Source organism: Pseudomonas sp. B21-012 (genome assembly GCF_024749305.1).
Classification (GTDB): domain Bacteria; phylum Pseudomonadota; class Gammaproteobacteria; order Pseudomonadales; family Pseudomonadaceae; genus Aquipseudomonas.
The window spans coordinates 2759454-2777185 of the sequence record NZ_CP087197.1; the positions used below are offsets into that span (position 1 = coordinate 2759454).

Consider the following 17732-nt stretch of genomic DNA (forward strand, 5'->3'; position numbering starts at 1 on the left):
TAGGTTGTACAAAGTTGTAACAGGCGCGGACATTACTTCTTCATGTAAATATTTAAATCTTTTAAAAACAAAAAGATAGCTGTGTTACTTCACCTGTTACAGCAAGTAGTGCAACCGATTGTCTCCTTGTTGAACACTCGTTTAGTATGGCCTCACGTCATACCTCTAACGCCAACCACAATAATTCGAGGCCACCCATGACCCCTCCTGCGTCGCTGCTCAGCCAGGTCGAAGCCGGCATTGCCTGGATCACCCTCAACCGTCCGGATCAGCGCAACGCGCTGGACATCCCCAGCCTGAAAAACCTGCATGCCTTGCTCGACGCCCATAACGCCGACCCGGCCGTGCGTGTGGTGGTGCTGACCGGCACGGGCCGCAGCTTCTGCGCCGGCGCCGACCTTGCCGAATGGGCCGAGGCCGAATCCCGCGGCGCGCTGGAAAGCTACGGCTGGACCGAAACCGCCCATGCCCTGATGCAGCGCCTGCACAGCCTCGACAAGCCAACCATTGCCGCCATCAACGGCACCGCCGTCGGCGCCGGCATGGACCTGACCCTGTGCTGCGACCTGCGCGTAGCAGCGGCCTCGGCGCGGTTCAAGGCTGGCTACACCAGCATGGCCTACAGCCCGGATGCCGGCGCCAGCTGGCACCTGCCACGGCTGATCGGCAGCGAACAGGCCAAGCGCCTGCTGTTTCTCGATGAGCTGTGGGGCGCCGAGCGGGCCCTGGCGGCCGGGCTGGTCGGCGAGGTGTGCGCCGATGAGCAGTTGCTGGCGGTGACCGCAGACCTTGCCGGGCGCCTGGCCAAGGGCCCGACCTTCGCCTTCGCCCAGACCAAGCAGCTGATCCGCGACGGCGCCCAGCGCACCCTGGGCGAGCAGCTACAGGCTGAGCTTGCCGCCGGGCTGCTGTGCGGGCGCAGCGCAGACGGCGCCGAAGCGTTGCGCGCCGCCGTCGAGAAGCGCACTGCTAATTTCGTTGGCAAATAAACACTTACAAGCACTTCTTCAGGATCGACTCATGAATTTCCAACTGACCCAAGAACAACAAATGTTGGTGGAAGCGGTACGCAGTTTTGTCGCCAAGGAGTTACTGCCCCATGAAGAGGCCGTCGACCGCGCCGACGAGGTCTCGCCAGAGCTTGCCGCGCAGATTCGCGGCAAGGCCATCGCCGCCGGCTTCTATGCCTTCAACATGCCCGAGGAAGTCGGCGGTGGCGGCCTCGACTACCTGTCCCAGGCGCTGATCGAACGCGAGCTGTCGAAGGTGTCGTGGGCCCTGCACGTGTTTGTCGCGCGGCCGTCGAAGATCCTCATGGCTTGCAAGGACGAACAGATCAACGATTACCTGCTGCCGTGCATCCAGGGCGAGAAGACCGACTGCTTTGCCCTCACCGAGCCTGGCGCCGGCTCCGATGCCAATGCGATCAAGACCCGCGCCGTGCGCGAGGGCGACAACTTTGTGCTCAACGGCAGCAAGCACTTTATCAGCCATGCCGGGCATGCCGATTTCGCCATTGTCTTTGCCGTCACCGACACCTACCAGCACAACGGCAAGACGCGCAATGCGGTGACCGCCTTCCTGGTCGACCGCGGCACCCCGGGCATGACCATCCGCCGCGGGCCTAAATGCGTGAGCAATCGCGGCTATCACACCTTCGAGCTGTTCTTCGATGACTGCAAGGTGCCGGCCAGCAAGGTGCTCGGTGAGGTCGGCAAGGGCTGGGAAGTGGCCAACGCCTGGCTCACCGCCGGGCGGGTGATGGTTGCCGCCAACTGTGTTGGCCAGGCCCAGCGTGCCCTGGATGTGTCGCTGCAATGGGCGGCCGACCGCAAGCAGTTCGGTCAGCCGATCGGCACCTACCAGGGCATTTCGTTCAAGCTCGCCGACATGGCCACGCAAATCCGCGCCGCTGAGCTATTGACCCTGCACACCGCCTGGAAGATGGACCAGGGCACGATGACCGACGGCGAGGCGGGCATGGCCAAGCTGTTTGCCAGTGAAGTGCTCGGCAAGGTCGCCGATGAGGCGGTGCAGATCTATGGCGGCATGGGCCTGATGGACGAAGGGCCGGTCGAGCGGATCTGGCGCAATGCGCGCATCGAGCGGGTCTGGGAGGGCACCTCGGAGATCCAGCGGCACATCATTTCCCGTGAACTGCTGCGCCCGCTGCTGCGCTGACCAGGAGCCTGCTCATGTTACGAGACAACCTCAAACGCCTGCTCGCTCCGCGCCACCTGGCCTTCGTCGGCGGGCGCAGCATGGCCCGGGCCTTCAAGCGCTGCGCCGAAGGCGGCTACCCAGGGCAGATGTGGCTGGTCAACCCGCAGCACGACAGCCTCGATGGCGTGCCGTGCGTGCGCAGCGTCGCCGAGTTGCCCTGTGCGCCGGATGCGGTGTTCATCGCCACCAACCGCGAACTGACCCTGACCTGCGTGGCCGAGCTGGCCGCCAAGGGCGCCGGCGGGGCGATTTGCTACGCCTCGGGCTTTGCCGAAACCGGCGCCGAAGGCCTGGCCCTGCAACAGCAACTGCTCAAGGCCGCCGGTGACATGGCGCTGCTGGGCCCCAACTGCTATGGCCTGCTCGACTACCTGCACAGCTCGGCGCTGTGGCCGGTGGCCCATGGCGGCAAGGCGGTGGAGAAGGGCGTGGCGGTGCTGACCCAGAGCGGCAACTTTGCCTACAACCTGTCGATGAGCGACCGCTCGCTGCCGGTGGCCTACATGGCCTCGGTGGGCAACCAGGCGCAGATCGGTATCGCCGAACTGATGGACGCGCTGCTCGATGAGCCGCGGGTGACCGCCATCGGCCTGCACCTGGAAGGCTTGAAGAACGTGCCGGGCTTTGCCCGCGCCGCGCACAAGGCACTGGAAAAGGGCATCCCGATCATCGCCCTGAAAACCGGGGTGTCGCAGATCGGCGCGCAACTGGCGCTGAGCCACACCAGCTCGCTGTCCGGCTCCGATGCGCTGTATGACAGCCTGTTCGAGCGCCTCGGGGTGATCCGCGTCAGCGGCCCGGTGAGCTTTGTCGAAACCCTCAAGGCCGCCGCCTGCGGCCAGCTGCCCAAGGGCGGCAGGCTGATTGCCCTGGCCTGCTCCGGGGGCGACGCCGGGCTGATCGCCGACTATGCCGAGCGTAACGCGCTGAGCCTGCCGAAACTGGATGACGGCCAGGTCGGCGAGCTGGCCCAGGTGTTGCCAAGCTATGCCAACCTGGTCAACCCGCTGGACTTCACCACGGCGATCTGGGGCGACGCCTGCGCGCTTGAACGCATGCTCGACAGTGCCCTGCGCACCGAGGCCGATGCCGCCATGCTGGTGCTCGACTACCCGGCCGAGTTCACCGGCGAGCGCAAGGAGTGCGACCTGCTGCTGGAGCTGTACTGCGCGGCGCTCAAACGTCATGGCAAGAGCGGTTTTGTCACCTCGGCCTTGCCCGAGCTGTTGCCGGCCGTTGCCCGCGAGCGCCTGCATGGCCACGGCATTGCTGCGCTGCAGGGCGTCGAGGATGGCCTGGCGGCCTGGGGGCGAATTGCCGCGTACCAGGCCAGGCGCCAGGCGCTGCTTGATCTGGGCGAGTCGGCATTGGCGCCGTTGTGCCCACAGCCGCTGCATGGCGAGGGCGAGCTGCTCACCGAGTGGCAGTCCAAGCAAGCCTTGCAGGCGTTCGGCCTGGCGGTGCCCAAGGGCGTGTTGAGCAGCCCTGAGCAAGCCCTCAAGGATGCTGAAACGGTCGGCTATCCCTTGGTGCTCAAAGCGGTCAGTGCGCAACTGCCGCACAAGACCGAAGCCGGTGCCGTTGCTCTCAACCTGCGTGACCCGCAGGCCCTGGGCGCGGCCCTGGAACAGATGCGTACGCGGATCGCGGCCTATGCGCCGGGTGTAGTGTTCGACCAGGTGCTGCTCGAACCCATGGCCAGCGCGCCGCTGGCCGAGCTGATCGTCGGCATCAAGCGCGAGAACGACTTCGGCCTGGCGCTGGTGATAGGCGCAGGTGGCATCCTTGTCGAGTTGCTCAAGGACAGCACCAGCCTGCTGCTGCCGACCACCGACGGCGCCATCCGCAAGGCCGTGCTCGGCCTGCGCAGCGCCGCCTTGCTCCAGGGCTTTCGTGGCCGTGAAGCGGCGGACCTCGAGGCGCTGGTGGCGGCGATTCGTGCGGTGGCCGACTACGCCTGCGAAAACGCTGCGCAATTGCTGGAACTGGATGTCAACCCATTAATGGTCGGTGCCCAGGGCACCACCGCGGTCGATGCGTTGATTCGCCTCGGCCAGGTGTAAGGAGATGAACATGCACAACAGCCCATTGACCGGTGGCCAGGCCCTGGTGCGTCTGTTGGCCAACTACGGCGTCGATACCGTGTTCGGCATTCCCGGGGTGCACACCCTGGAGCTCTACCGCGGCCTGCCCGGCAGCGGTATCCGCCACGTGCTGACCCGCCACGAGCAGGGCGCGGGTTTCATGGCCGACGGTTATGCGCGAGTCAGCGACAAGCCGGGGGTGTGTTTCGTCATCACCGGCCCCGGCGTTACCAACGCCGCCACCGCCATCGGCCAGGCCTATGCCGACTCGATCCCGATGCTGGTGATTTCCAGCGTCAACCATACCGCGAGCCTGGGCAAAGGCTGGGGCTGCCTGCACGAAACCCAGGACCAGCGCGCCATGACCGCGCCGATCACAGCGTTTTCTGCGGTGGCCCTGAGCGCCGAGGACCTGCCCGAGCTGATCGCCCGAGCTTACGCAGTGTTCGACAGCGAACGCCCGCGCCCGGTGCATATTTCGGTGCCGCTGGATGTGCTGGCCGCACCGGTCGCCCGCGACTGGAGCAATGAAGTGGTGCGCCGCCCGGGGCGGGGCGTGCCGGCCAGCAGCGCGCTGGATCAGGCCGCAGGTAAATTGGCCGGCGCCAAACGGCCGATGATCATCGCCGGTGGCGGTGCCCTGGCCGCGGCCCAGGAGCTGCAACGATTGAGCACCCGCCTGGCCGCGCCGCTGTTCACCAGCGTTGCCGGCAAAGGCCTGCTGCCACCCGATGCGCCGCTCAATGCCGGCTCATCGTTGTGCGTGGAGCCAGGCTGGCAACTGATCGCCGAGGCCGATGTGATCCTTGCGGTCGGCACCGAAATGGCCGACACCGACTTCTGGCGCGAACGGTTGCAGCTCAATGGCGAGCTGCTGCGGGTGGATATCGATCCGCGCAAGTTCAACGACTTCTACCCCTGTGCCGTGGCCTTGCAGGGCGATGCCCGGCAGACCGTCGCGGCGTTGCTCGAACGTTTGCCGCCAGCACCGCGTGATGCCGCTGCCGCCAGTGATGCGGTCGCCAGCCTGCGCCAGGCGGTCAAGGCCAGCCACGGCCCGCTGCAGGCGATCCACCAGGCGATCCTTGACCGTGTCGCGGCCGAGCTTCCTGCCAACGCCTTTATCAGCACCGACATGACCCAGCTGGCCTACACCGGCAACTATGTCTATGCCAGCCGCGCGCCCCGTAGCTGGCTGCACCCCACCGGCTACGGCACCCTCGGTTACGGCTTGCCTGCCGGTATCGGCGCCATGTTCGCCACGGCTGACCGCCCGGGCCTGGTGCTGGTCGGTGATGGCGGGTTCCTCTACACCGCCCAGGAACTGGCCACTGCGGTCGAAGAACTGGAGCGCCCACTGGTGGTCCTGCTGTGGAACAACGATGCCCTGGGGCAGATTCGCGACGACATGCTCGGCCTGGATATCGAGCCGATCGGCGTGCTGCCGCGCAACCCGGACTTCATCGGCCTGGCCCGGGCCTTTGGCTGCAACGTGGCGCAGCCACACAGCCTGGATGACCTGCAACGGGAACTGCGCAGCGGCTTTGCCCGCAATGGCGTGACCCTGATCGAGCTCAAGCACGCCTGCGCGCGCTGAGCCTAAACCGTATTTTTGGGAGACTGCCATGCGTTTTTCCGCTCTGACCCAACGTATCGCCGGTGACGGCGCCGCTGCCTGGGAGATTCACTACCGCGCCCTTGAGCTGCTGGAAAAAGGCCAGGACGTGTTGCTGCTGTCGGTCGGCGACCCGGATTTCGACACCCCGGCGCCGATCGTTGAGGCTGCCATCGACAGCCTGCGCAACGGCCACACCCATTACTCCGACGTGCGCGGCAAACTGGCCCTGCGTCAGGCCATTGCCCGCCGCCATCAGCAACGCAGCGGCCAGCCGACCGGCGCCGATCAGGTAACCGTGCTGGCCGGCGCTCAATGCGCGCTGTTCTGCGTGGCCCAGTGCCTGCTCAACCCCGGTGATGAGGTGATTGTCGCCGAGCCGATGTATGTCACCTACGAAGCGGTGTTCGGGGCCTGTGGCGCCACGGTGATCCCGGTGCCGGTGCGCCCGGAGAACGGCTTTCGGGTCCAGGCTGAAGATGTCGCCGCGCGCATCACCCCCAAGACCCGCGCCCTGGCCCTCAACAGCCCGCACAACCCCTCCGGCGCCAGCCTGCCGCGCAGCACCTGGGAGGCGCTGGCCGAGTTGTGCATTGCCCATGACCTGTGGCTGATTTCCGATGAGGTCTACAGCGAGCTGCTGTACGACGGCGAGCACATCAGCCCCGGCAGCCTGCCGGGCATGGCCGAGCGCACCGCGACCTTGAACAGCCTGTCCAAGTCCCATGCCATGACCGGCTGGCGGGTGGGCTGGGTGGTCGGCTCGCAGGCTTTGGCCACGCACCTGGAAAACCTCGCACTGTGCATGCTCTACGGCTCGCCGGACTTCATCCAGGACGCCGCCGTGGTGGCCCTGGAGCAACAATTGCCGGAGCTTGCGGCCATGCGCGAAGCGTACCGCCAGCGCCGCGACCTGGTCTGCGAGTGCCTGGCCGATTGCCCGGGCCTGCGTGCGCTCAAGCCTGATGGCGGCATGTTCGTGATGGTCGATATCCGCCAGACCGGCCTTAGCGCCCAGGCGTTCTCCTATCGCCTGCTCGATCACCATGGCGTCTCGGTACTTGCCGGCGAAGCCTTCGGCCCCAGCGCCGCCGGGCATATCCGCCTGGGCCTGGTGCTCGGCGCCGAACCGCTGCGCGAGGCCTGCCAGCGTATTGCCCGCTGCGCCGCCGAACTGATGGAGGGCAAGGCCCATGGCTGACTATTCGCGGCTGTTCATCGATGGCAGCTGGCAACTGCCGTCGGGGCAGGGCCTGGCCGAGGTGATCAACCCGGCCACCGAAGCCGTGGCCGGCAGGGTGCCGCTGGGCGACGAGCACGACGTCAACCGCGCGGTGGCAGCTGCGCGCCATGCCTTTGGCAGTTGGTCGCAAACCCCGTCCCGCGTGCGCGCAGGTTTCATCCGCGCCCTGGCCGAGCAGCTCAAGGCCCGCGCCGATGAGATGGCCGCCGTGATCACCCGCGAGCTGGGCATGCCGGTGCAATGGTGCCGGGCGGTGCAGGTCGACGGGCCGATTGTCGGCCTTGAGCAGTACATCGAACTGGCCGGGCTGATGGATGAGGTGCGCGAGGTCGGCAACTCGCTGGTGGTGCGCGAGGCCGTCGGTGTGTGCGCCTTCATCAACCCCTGGAACTACCCGCTGCACCAGTTGATCGGCAAGCTCGCCCCGGCCCTGGCCGCCGGTTGCACGGTGGTGCTCAAGCCGAGCCAGGAAACCCCGCTGCATGCCTTTTTGCTGGCCGAGATGATCGATGCCATCGGCTTGCCGGCCGGGGTCTTCAACCTGGTCAGCGGCCCCGGCGCCAAGGTCGGCGAGGCGCTGGCCCGCCACCCGCAAGTCGACATGGTCTCGTTCACCGGCTCTACCGGCGCCGGTGTGCGCGTGGCCCAGGCCGCGGCGCCGTCGGTCAAGCGCGTGTGCCTGGAACTGGGCGGCAAGTCGCCGTTGTTGATCACCGCCGACGCCGACCTGGAAGCCGCGGTGCGCTATGGCGTGCAGGACGTAATGATCAATTCCGGGCAGACCTGCACCGCACTGACGCGCATGCTGTTGCCGGCCAGCCGTTATGAAGAGGCCCTGGCAATCGCCGTGGATGAAACCCGCAGCCTGGTCATGGGCGACCCGCAAGACCCCGGCAGCTTCCTCGGCCCGATGTGTTCGGCAGCGCAGCGGCGCACCGTGCTCGACTACATCCGCATCGGCCAGGAGGAGGGCGCACGGCTGTTGTGTGGCGGCGACACAGCGCCGGGTTTCGAGCGTGGCTTCTACGTGGCGCCAACGCTGTTCGCTGACGTCGACAACCGCATGCGTATCGCCCAGGAAGAGATCTTCGGCCCGGTGCTGTGCCTGATCCCCTATGCCGATGAGGCGCAAGCGCTGGCCATCGCCAACGATTCGCCCTTTGGTTTGTCCAGCGCAGTGTGGGCGGCCGACCGCGAGCGGGCCCTGCACCTGGGCCGGCAACTGCGCGCCGGGCAGTGCTTTATCAATGGCGCGGCGTTCAACTACCAGGCGCCGTTCGGCGGCTACAAGACCTCGGGCAATGGCCGCGAATGGGGCGAGGAGGGCCTGGCCGAGTTCGTCGAGACCAAGGCCATTCAGCTCTGAAGTGTCGGGCAGGCTCAGGCCTGCCCGATGTTGTCCTGCGGCTTGTCGAAGGCGACGAACAACTGGTCGGCGGTGATGGCCCCCAGGTCCAGACGCATGTTGGCTTCGAGCATGGCGAACAGGCGGGTGAACACCTCGAACACTTTGCAATGATCTTCCATGCCGGAAAACGGGTTGTCGATTTTCTCGGCGATCAGCGAGCTCTCCTGCACCGCGTCATAGACCTCGCGCAGGGTGATCTCGCTGGCCGGGCGGGCCAGGGTCAGGCCGCCATGGGCGCCACGCCAGGACTTGAGGATATTGGCCTTGACCATCAGCGAGACCAGGCTGCGCACCCGCGTGGGGTGGGTCTTGACCCACTTGGCGATGGTCTCGGTGCGCAGCTTTTGCGGCGCATTGGCGGCCACGAACGAGAGGATGTACGAGGCGGTGATCAGGCGGGTCGACTGGCTCATCTGGCGAAGTCCCTTGTCTGTGGGAGCGGGCTTGCCCCGCGAATCGATGTGACTGAAAAAAACCTATCGCGGGGCAAGCCCGCTCCTACAGAGGAAGGGGATTGGCAGCGACGTGTTTTTGAGTTTAATGTATTTGTTACGATGACAATTACAAATATTTGCATCGATGCGTGCGAGGTTGGCTGAATCCTTTTCTCTGCAGTTCTACAGGGGCAATGCCATGAGCGATAACAACAACAAGATTACTCAAGCGATGCACGACAGCGGCCTGCCGCGTCGGGATTTTCTCAAGTACAGCGCCGCTGCGGCGGCCGTGGCCGGGGTGCTTTCCCTGGGTTTGCCGCTGCACGGCCGGGCCGAGGAGGCCGCCCCGAAAGCCGGTGGCGTACTGCGCATGGGCCTGGCCGGTGGCAGCACCACCGACTCCCGCGACCCGGGCTCATGGAGCGACACCTTCACCTTTGTCGGTTTCTCTGCGGTCTACAACACCTTGAGCGAAATCAGCGTCGACGGCACGGCGATTCCCGAGCTTGCCGAGCGCTGGGAGTCCACCCCCGACGCGCGTGTCTGGACCTTCACCCTGCGCCAGGGCGTGACCTTCCATAACGGCAAGACCCTCGATGCCGGCGACGTGGTCGCCTCGATCCAGCACCACCTGGGCGACAAGTCCACCTCGGCGGCCAAGACCGTGCTCGGCGATGTCGCCAAGGTCAGCGCCCAGGGCACCGACACCGTGGTGTTCGAGCTGCACTCGGGCAATGCCGACTTCGCCTACGTGGTGGCCGACTATCATCTGGTGATCATGCCGGCCAAGGACGGCGCCGCCGACTGGCAGGCCGGGGTCGGCACCGGCGGCTATCGCCTCAAGGGCTTCGAGCCCGGCGTACGCATGGACCTTGAACGCAGCCCGGATTACTGGAAAGCCGGCCGCGCGCATTTCGCCAGCGCCGAACTGCTGGCCATCGCCGATGGCGCGGCGCGGGTCAACGCCCTGGTCACAGGGCAAGTCGATGTGATCAACAAGGTCGACCTGAAGACCGTCGCTCTGCTCAAGCGTAATCCCAACCTGGTCATCGAAGAGACCAAGGGCGCCCAGCATTACACCTTCCCGATGCTCACCGACAGCCAGCAGTTCCAGGACAACAACATCCGCCTGGCGCTCAAGCATGCGATCAACCGTGAAACCCTGCTGGCCTCGGTGCTCTACGGCTACGGCCAGATCGGCAACGACCACCCGATCCAGCCCGGCAGCCGCTTTATCAATAGCGCCCTGGAGCAGCGCGGCTATGACCCGGACAAGGCGCGGTTCTATCTGCGCCAGGCTGGGGTCGATTCGCTCAAGGTGCGCCTGCAGGCCTCCGACGCCGCCTACACCGGCGCGGTCGACGCCTCGGTGCTGTTCAAGGAACAGGCGCGCCAGGCTGGCATCGACATCGACGTGGTGCGCGAACCTGCCGACGGCTTTTTCTCCAATGTGTGGATGAAGCAGCCGTTCACCACCTCGTTCTGGTACAGCAGCCTGACCGCCGACCGCATGTTCAGCATCGGCTACGCCAAGGGCGCGGCCTGGAACGAGACGCACTGGGACAACGCCCGCTTCAACCAGTTGCTCAACGCCGCCCGCGGCGAGATGAACGCGCCGCTGCGCCAGGAGATGTACAACGAAATGCAGGCCCTGTGCCGCGACGAGGGCGGGGCGATCGTGCCGCTGTTCGCAAACTCCGTGGCCGCGCGCTCCAAACGGGTGGCCCACGGTGGGCTGACCGCGCCTTACGGCGAGCTCGACGGCCTGCGGCTGATCGAGCGCTGGTGGCAGGCGTAAGCCCGACACGTTGCTTGCACCTTCTTTCGTTGAGCCTGTTCGAGGAGCTGTACGGTGAATAGTCTTTGCAAACTGCTGCTCCAGCGCCTGGCCCTGGGCCTGCTGGCGCTGTTGGCGGTATCGGTGATCATCTTCCTGGCCGTTGGTATGCTCCCGGGCGACGTCGCCCAAGCCATGCTCGGCCAGGCGGCAACCCCCGAGACCGTCGCCGCCTTTCGCGCCCAACTGGGCCTGGACCTGCCGCCGCTGACCCGCTTCGGCCACTGGGCCTGGCAACTGCTGCACGGTGACCTTGGCCTGTCGCTGGCCAACCAGCGGCCGATTGCCGAGCTGATCGGCACGCGCCTGGGCAACACCTTTACCCTGGCCTTGCTGGCGGCGCTGGTGTCGGTGCCGGTGGCTTTGCTGCTGGGCATGCTCGCGGCGCTGTACCGCAACAGCTGGTTCGACCGGCTGCTCAACACCAGCGCCCTGAGTGCGGTGTCGTTCCCGGAGTTTTTCGTCGCCTACATCCTGATCCTGGTGTTCGCGGTCAAGCTCAACTGGTTGCCGAGCATCTCCAACCTGGCCCCGGGTGCGTCCTTCGCCGAGGTGCTGGAGCGTTCGCTGCTGCCGGTGCTGACCCTGAGCCTGGTGGTGATCGCACAGATGATGCGCATGACCCGCGCGGCCTTGATCAACCTGCTGGCCAGCCCGTATATCGAGATGGCCCGGCTCAAGGGCATCAGCCAGGCGCGGATCATCTTCCACCACGCCTTGCCCAATGCCCTGGCACCGATCATCAACGTGGTGGCGCTGAACCTGGCCTACCTGGTGGTTGGCGTGGTGGTGGTCGAGGTGGTGTTCGTCTACCCGGGGCTCGGCCAGTTGCTGGTCGATTCGGTGTCCAAGCGCGACATCCCGGTGGTGCAGGCCTGCAGCCTGATCTTCGCCGCCACCTACATTCTGCTCAATACCACGGCCGACGTGCTGTCGATTGCCAGCAACCCACGCCTGATGCATCCGAAGGGGTAAGCCATGAGCCTGATCAAAGCGTTGTTGCGGGTGCCGTTGAGCGCCCAGTTCGGCCTGTTGGTGATTGTTGCCTACATTCTGGTGGCGTTGTTCGCGCCGGTGCTGGCGCCGTTTGGCGAGACCGAAGTGGTTGGCGAGGGCTTCGCACCCTGGGGCGGGCAGTTCCTGCTGGGCACCGATAACCTTGGCCGCGACATGTTCAGCCGCCTGGTGTATGGCGCGCGCAACACCCTGGGGATCGCCTTCCTGACCACCTTGCTGGCCTTTGCCGTCGGCGGTTTCTGCGGCCTGGTGGCGGCGATCAGGGGCGGCTGGATCGACCAGGGCCTGTCGCGCCTGGTGGATATCCTCATGGCCATCCCGCAGCTGATCTTCGCCTTGCTGATCCTCAGCGTGGTTGGCACCAATGCCACCTCGTTGGTGCTGGTGATCGCGCTGCTCGATGCTACCCAGGTGTTTCGCCTGTCGCGGGCGGTGGCGATGACCGTGGTGGTCCAGGACTTCGTCGAGGCCGCCCGGCTTCGTGGCGAGGGGCTGTGGTGGCTGGTCAGCCGCGAGGTGCTGCCCAATGCCGCTGCGCCGCTGATTGCCGAGTTCGGCCTGCGCTTTTGCTTTGTGTTTTTGTTCATCAGTGCGCTGTCGTTCCTGGGCCTGGGCATCCAGCCGCCAACCGCCGACTGGGGCAGCATGGTCCGCGACAACGCCGTGCTGATTACTTTCGGCGATATCAGCCCGTTGCTGCCGGCCCTGGCGGTGGCGCTGATCACCGTCAGCGTCAACTTTGTCGTGGACTGGGTGCTGCATCAATCCAGTGGCCTGAAGGAGTGCTGAGCATGAGCGTACATTCAACTGACAAGCCGCTGCTGGACATCCGCGACCTGCGCATCGAAGGCCATTACCAGGACACCTGGCACCCACTGATCAAGGGCATCGACCTAAGCCTGCAACGCGGCGAAGTACTGGGTCTGATTGGTGAATCGGGGGCGGGCAAGTCGACCCTGGGGCTGGCCGCCATGGGCTATGTGCGCGACGGTTGCCGCATCACCGGTGGCTCGGTGCGCTTCGACGGCCGGGAGCTGGTCGGCGCCAAGCCCGAAGCCCTGCGCAAGTTGCGCGGCCTGCGTATCGCCTATGTTGCGCAAAGCGCGGCGGCCTCGTTCAACCCGGCACACCGGCTGATCGACCAGCATGTCGAGACCGCGGTGAAGAACGGCGGTATCGACCGTGCCAAGGCGCAAGCCGAAGCGGTCGAGCTGTACCGCGTGCTGCGCCTGCCCAACCCCGAACAGATCGGCCAGCGTTACCCCCACCAGGTCTCCGGCGGCCAGTTGCAACGGGTCATGACCGCCATGGCCATGGCCTGCCACCCGGACTTGATCATCTTCGACGAACCGACCACGGCGCTGGACGTCACCACCCAGATCGAAGTGCTGGCGGCGATTCGCGAGGCGCTGAAAACCTACGACAGCGCCGCCTTGTACATCAGCCACGACCTGGCGGTGGTGGCGCAGATGGCCGACCGCATCATGGTCCTGCGCCACGGCAAGCTGGTGGAAGAGGCCGACACCCGGACCATGCTCGACACCCCGCAGCAGGATTACACCAAGTCGCTGTGGGCGGTACGCAGCTTTCGTACCGAACCCAAGCCGTACCCGGCGCAGGCGACGCCGCTGCTGGAGGTGCGCAAGGCCAGTGCCAGTTATGGCCACCAGCCGGTGCTGCATGAGGTCTCGCTCACGCTCCATCGCGGCCAGACCCTGGCGGTGATCGGTGAGTCGGGCAGCGGCAAGAGCTCAACCGCGCGGCTGATCACCGGCCTGTTGCCGCCGACTTCAGGCCAGGTGTTGTATGACGGTGAAGCGCTGCCGGCCGATTATCGCCAGCGCAGCAAGGAGCAACTGCGCCGGGTGCAGATGATCTACCAGATCCCCGACACCGCCCTCAACCCGCGCCAGCGCATCGTCGACATCATCGGCCGGCCGCTGAGCTTCTACCTCGGCCTCAAAGGCCAGGCCCTGCGCCAGCGGGTCGCCGAACTGCTGGAGATGATCGAACTCGATCCGGCGCGCTACATGGACCGCCAGCCCCGCGAGTTGTCCGGCGGGCAGAAGCAGCGCATCTGCATCGCTCGGGCGCTGGCGGCCGAGCCGCAGTTGATCATCTGCGACGAAGTTACCTCGGCCCTCGATCAACTGGTGGCCGAAGGCGTTCTGAAGCTGCTCACCCGCATCCAGCAGCAACTGGGCGTGGCTTATCTGTTCATCACCCACGACGTCGCCACCGTGCGCGCCATCGCCGACGAGGTGCTCGTGATGCAGCGCGGGCAGGTGGTCGATCACGGCAGCCGCGAGGCGATCTTTACCCCACCGCACCGCGACTACACCGGCTTGCTGTTCTCCAGCGAGCCGGAAATGGACCCGGACTGGCTCGACCGCCTGCTGGCCAAGCGGGCGCTGATTTCCCCTGTGCAAACCGTTTAAGGACCCCTCATGAATGTACTGATCGTTCACGCTCACCCCGAGCCGCAATCCTTCACTGCCGCCCTGCGCGACCAGGCCGTTGCAACCTTCACCGCCCAGGGTCACCAGGTGCAGGTCAGCGACCTGTATGCGATGAACTGGAACCCGGTGGCCAGCGCCGCTGACTTCATCAGCCGCGAGAACCCCGATTACCTGGTGTATGCCCTGGAGCAGCGCCTGGGAGTCAAAAGTCAGTCGATTGCCGCCGACATCCAGCAGGAGCTCGACAAGCTGCTGTGGGCGGACCTTGTGGTGCTGAACTTCCCGATCTTCTGGTTCTCGGCACCGGCCATGCTCAAGGGCTGGATCGACCGCGTGCTGGTGTCCGGGGTGTGCTACGGCGGCAAGCGCTTTTATGACCAGGGCGGGCTGGCGGGCAAGAAGGCGCTGGTCACCGTGACCCTCGGCGGGCGCGAGCACATGTTCGGCGAAGGGGCGATTCACGGGCCGCTGGAGGACATGCTGCGACCGATCCTGCGCGGCACCCTGGCCTACGTCGGCTTCGAGGTGCTGGAGCCGTTCGTGGCCTGGCACGTGCCGTATATCAGTGACGAGGCGCGCAAGGACTTTTTGCGCAGCTATCAGCAACGCCTGGAGCATCTGCCCGATGACCAGCCGCTGGTGTTTCCGCGCCTGGCGCAGTTTGATGAGGCGTTGTATCCGTTGGCTTGAGGGCCTCATCGCGGGCTTGCCCCGCGATAAAAACGACACCTACCCATTCGGGGTATGGTCGCCATCACCGGCTCCCGCGATAGTAACTCCGTCGGCTCACACCGAGCAGATCTGGTGACACGACGGAGTGGCTATGCGAAAGACACTGAAGGTGATTTCCAGTCTGTTGCTCGCGCCCCTGGCAGCGGCGGCCCTTGCCGCCGACGACGGGGCGGGCAACACACTCAGGCTGTACAACTGGACGGACTACATCGGCGAAACGACCCTCGCCGACTTTGAACACGCCACCGGCATCAAGGTCATCTACGACACCTTCGACGGCTACGAAACGGTGCAGACCAAACTGCTGACCGGGCGCTCGGGCTACGACCTGGTGGTGCTCAACGCCTCCCTGGTGCCGCCGCTGATCAAGGCCCGGGTATTCCAGCCGCTGGACAAAAAGCAGCTGCCCAGCTGGAACAACCTCGACCCGCAGGTGCTCAGCACCCTGCAAGGCTACGACCCGGGCCTTGCGTATTCGGCGCCCTACACCTGGGGCAGCTCGGGGGTGACCTACAACGTCGACAAGATCAAGGCACGCATGCCCGATGCGCCCATCGGCTCGCTGGCCATGCTGTTCGACCCGAAGATCGTCTCGCGCTTCGCCGACTGCGGCGTGACCTTGATGGATGCACCCAGCGAAGTCATCCCGCTGGCCCTCAAGTACCTGGGGCGCGACCCCAACAGCGCCAGCGCCGATGACCTCAAGGCGGCCCAGCAGTTGCTGCTCGGCGTGCGGCCGTTCATCAACAAATTCGACTCGGTCAACTACCTGACCAGCCTGCCCAACGGTGATACCTGCCTGGCATTGACCTGGTCCGGCGACTACGCCACCGCCCAGGCGCGGGCCGAGGAGGCGAAGAAGAACATCAAGCTGTCGTTCTTCATCCCGGAGGAGGGCTCGCTGATCTGGTTCGACAACCTTTACCTGCCCAGCGACGCGCCGCACCCGGCCAACGCCCACCGTTTCATCGAATTCCTCCTGCAGCCGCAGAACATCGCCAAGGTCAGCAACTACATTCACTACGCCAACAGCAACGCCGCTGCCACGCCCTGGGTGCAGGCCGAGATTCGCGACGACCCGGCGATCTACCCGGACGCCGCCACCCGCCAGCGCCTGTTCGCGCAGAAAACCCAGAGCGGCAAGGACATGCGCGCCATCACCCGGGTCTGGAGCACGGTCAAGACCGGTAGCTGACATTTCAATTTCCCTTCGCCAAGGACACTGCCATGGCCACGCCAAACCAAGCCTTGCCAACAAATGCTGCCAACGATGCCCTGGTGGCCGCCGACAAAGCCCACTACATGCACGGATACCACGTGTTCGACGAGCATGCCGAGCAAGGCGCGCTGAACATCGTCGAAGGCGAGGGCGCCTATATCTACGACACCGAGGGCAACCGCTTTCTCGACGCTGTCGGCGGCATGTGGTGCACCAACATCGGCCTGGGCCGCGAAGAGATGGCCCTGGCCATCGCCGACCAGGTACGCCAGCTGGCCTATTCCAACCCGTTTTCGGACATGGCCAACAACGTCGCCATCGAGCTTTGCGCAAAACTGGCCAGCCTGGCCCCGGGCGATCTCGATCACGTGTTTCTCACCACTGGCGGCTCGACTGCGGTCGATACCGCCTACCGGCTGATCCAGTACTACCAGAACTGCCGTGGCAAGCCGGATAAAAAGCACGTGATCGCCCGCTACAACGCCTACCACGGCTCGACCTGCCTGACCATGTCGATCGGCAACAAGGCCGCCGACCGCGTGCCCGAGTTCGACTATGCCAACGAGCTGATCCATCACGTCTCCAACCCCAACCCCTACCGGGCGCCGGATGACATGGACGAAGCAGAGTTTCTCGACTTTCTGGTGGCCGAGTTCGAAGACAAGATCCTCTCGCTCGGCGCCGACAACGTCGCGGCGTTCTTTGCCGAGCCGATCATGGGCTCGGGCGGGGTGATCATCCCGCCCAAGGACTACTTCCTACGCATGTGGCAGGTGTGCCAGACCTACGACATCCTCTTCGTGGCCGACGAGGTGGTGACCTCATTTGGCCGCCTGGGCAAATTCTTCGCCAGCGAGGCGCTGTTCGGCGTGCAGCCGGACATCATCACCACCGCCAAGGGCCTGACTTCGGCGTACCTGCCGCTGGGCGCGTGCATCTTCTCGGCGCGCATCTGGAAGGTCATCGCCGAGCCGGGCAAGGGCCGCTGCTTCACCCATGGCTTTACCTACAGCGGCCATCCGGTGTGCTGCACGGCGGCGCTGAAGAACATCGAAATCATCGAGCGCGAGCAGCTTCTGGCCCATGTCGATGAGGTGGGTGGTTATCTGGAACAGCGTCTGCAGAGCCTGGCCGGGCTGCCGCTGGTCGGCGAGGTGCGCTGCATGAAGCTGATGGCCTGCGTCGAGTTCGTCGCCGACAAGCGCAGCAAGGCGCTGTTTGCCGATGAAGTGAACATCGGCGAGCGCATCCACCGCCGGGCCCAGGCCAAAGGCTTGCTGGTGCGGCCGATCATGCACCTGAACGTGATGTCGCCGCCGCTGATCATCACCCGCGCGCAGGTCGACGAGATCGTTGAAACCCTGCGCCAGTGCATCATCGAAACCGCTGAAGAACTGCGCCGCGAAGGGTTGTACGCGGGTGCATGACAAGCGCTTGCGGGAGCCGGCCTTGCCGGCG

At 65.3% G+C, this 17732-nt stretch carries 14 protein-coding genes; 13 read left to right on the forward strand and 1 reads right to left on the reverse strand.

What is annotated here, in order from left to right; genetic code table 11:
* Positions 1 to 197 precede the first annotated feature (197 nt).
* The 6 genes from LOY37_RS12530 to LOY37_RS12555 are packed head-to-tail and all read left to right on the forward strand — an operon-like array spanning position 198 to position 8531.
* Entirely contained in the window at positions 198 to 989 is a 792-nt protein-coding gene (locus LOY37_RS12530) for an enoyl-CoA hydratase/isomerase family protein (RefSeq protein WP_093383231.1), read from the forward strand.
* A 31-nt stretch (positions 990 to 1020) separates the two neighbouring features.
* Entirely contained in the window at positions 1021 to 2181 is a 1161-nt protein-coding gene (locus LOY37_RS12535; RefSeq protein WP_045198812.1) for an acyl-CoA dehydrogenase family protein, read from the forward strand.
* 14 nt (positions 2182 to 2195) lie between these two features.
* Entirely contained in the window at positions 2196 to 4286 is a 2091-nt protein-coding gene (locus tag LOY37_RS12540; protein ID WP_258717053.1) for an acetate--CoA ligase family protein, read from the forward strand.
* 10 nt (positions 4287 to 4296) lie between these two features.
* Entirely contained in the window at positions 4297 to 5904 is a 1608-nt protein-coding gene (locus LOY37_RS12545) for a 5-guanidino-2-oxopentanoate decarboxylase (protein ID WP_258717054.1), read from the forward strand.
* A 28-nt stretch (positions 5905 to 5932) separates the two neighbouring features.
* Positions 5933 to 7123, forward strand: a complete 1191-nt coding sequence (locus LOY37_RS12550) for a pyridoxal phosphate-dependent aminotransferase (RefSeq protein ID WP_258717055.1) — start codon at positions 5933 to 5935, stop codon at positions 7121 to 7123.
* Positions 7116 to 8531 (forward strand): aldehyde dehydrogenase family protein, encoded by a 1416-nt coding sequence (locus tag LOY37_RS12555; RefSeq protein ID WP_258717056.1) that lies wholly within the window; start codon positions 7116 to 7118, stop codon positions 8529 to 8531. Before LOY37_RS12550 ends, LOY37_RS12555 begins: the two co-directional genes overlap by 8 nt.
* A 14-nt stretch (positions 8532 to 8545) precedes the next feature.
* Here LOY37_RS12555 and LOY37_RS12560 read toward each other — a convergent pair whose 3' ends face one another.
* Complete coding sequence (locus tag LOY37_RS12560) at positions 8546 to 8986, reverse strand: Rrf2 family transcriptional regulator (RefSeq protein WP_093383213.1); 441 nt, start codon at positions 8984 to 8986, stop codon at positions 8546 to 8548.
* A 220-nt stretch (positions 8987 to 9206) separates the two neighbouring features.
* On the opposite strand from LOY37_RS12560, the gene LOY37_RS12565 reads away from it, so the two are divergent.
* The 7 genes from LOY37_RS12565 to LOY37_RS12595 all read left to right on the forward strand — a co-directional run bounded on the left by LOY37_RS12565 (position 9207) and on the right by LOY37_RS12595 (position 17701).
* Positions 9207 to 10808 carry an ABC transporter substrate-binding protein gene (locus LOY37_RS12565; protein WP_258717057.1) on the forward strand — a complete coding sequence of 534 codons (1602 nt, stop codon included), beginning with the start codon at positions 9207 to 9209 and terminating at the stop codon, positions 10806 to 10808.
* Between the two features lie 54 nt (positions 10809 to 10862).
* Positions 10863 to 11822 (forward strand): ABC transporter permease, encoded by a 960-nt coding sequence (locus LOY37_RS12570; protein ID WP_093383207.1) that lies wholly within the window; start codon positions 10863 to 10865, stop codon positions 11820 to 11822.
* 3 nt (positions 11823 to 11825) lie between these two features.
* The gene (locus tag LOY37_RS12575) at positions 11826 to 12653 is read left to right on the forward strand and encodes an ABC transporter permease (protein WP_258717058.1); all 828 of its coding nucleotides are present in this window, start codon (positions 11826 to 11828) and stop codon (positions 12651 to 12653) included.
* A gap of 2 nt (positions 12654 to 12655) precedes the next feature.
* Entirely contained in the window at positions 12656 to 14302 is a 1647-nt protein-coding gene (locus LOY37_RS12580; RefSeq protein WP_093383201.1) for an ABC transporter ATP-binding protein, read from the forward strand.
* 9 nt (positions 14303 to 14311) lie between these two features.
* The gene (locus tag LOY37_RS12585; protein WP_258717059.1) at positions 14312 to 15013 is read left to right on the forward strand and encodes an NAD(P)H-dependent oxidoreductase; all 702 of its coding nucleotides are present in this window, start codon (positions 14312 to 14314) and stop codon (positions 15011 to 15013) included.
* 133 nt (positions 15014 to 15146) lie between these two features.
* On the forward strand, positions 15147 to 16250 hold the full coding sequence (locus LOY37_RS12590) for a polyamine ABC transporter substrate-binding protein (protein ID WP_258717060.1): 1104 nt from the start codon (positions 15147 to 15149) through the stop codon (positions 16248 to 16250).
* A 32-nt stretch (positions 16251 to 16282) separates the two neighbouring features.
* Positions 16283 to 17701 (forward strand): aminotransferase, encoded by a 1419-nt coding sequence (locus LOY37_RS12595; protein WP_093383194.1) that lies wholly within the window; start codon positions 16283 to 16285, stop codon positions 17699 to 17701.
* Positions 17702 to 17732 lie beyond the last annotated feature (31 nt).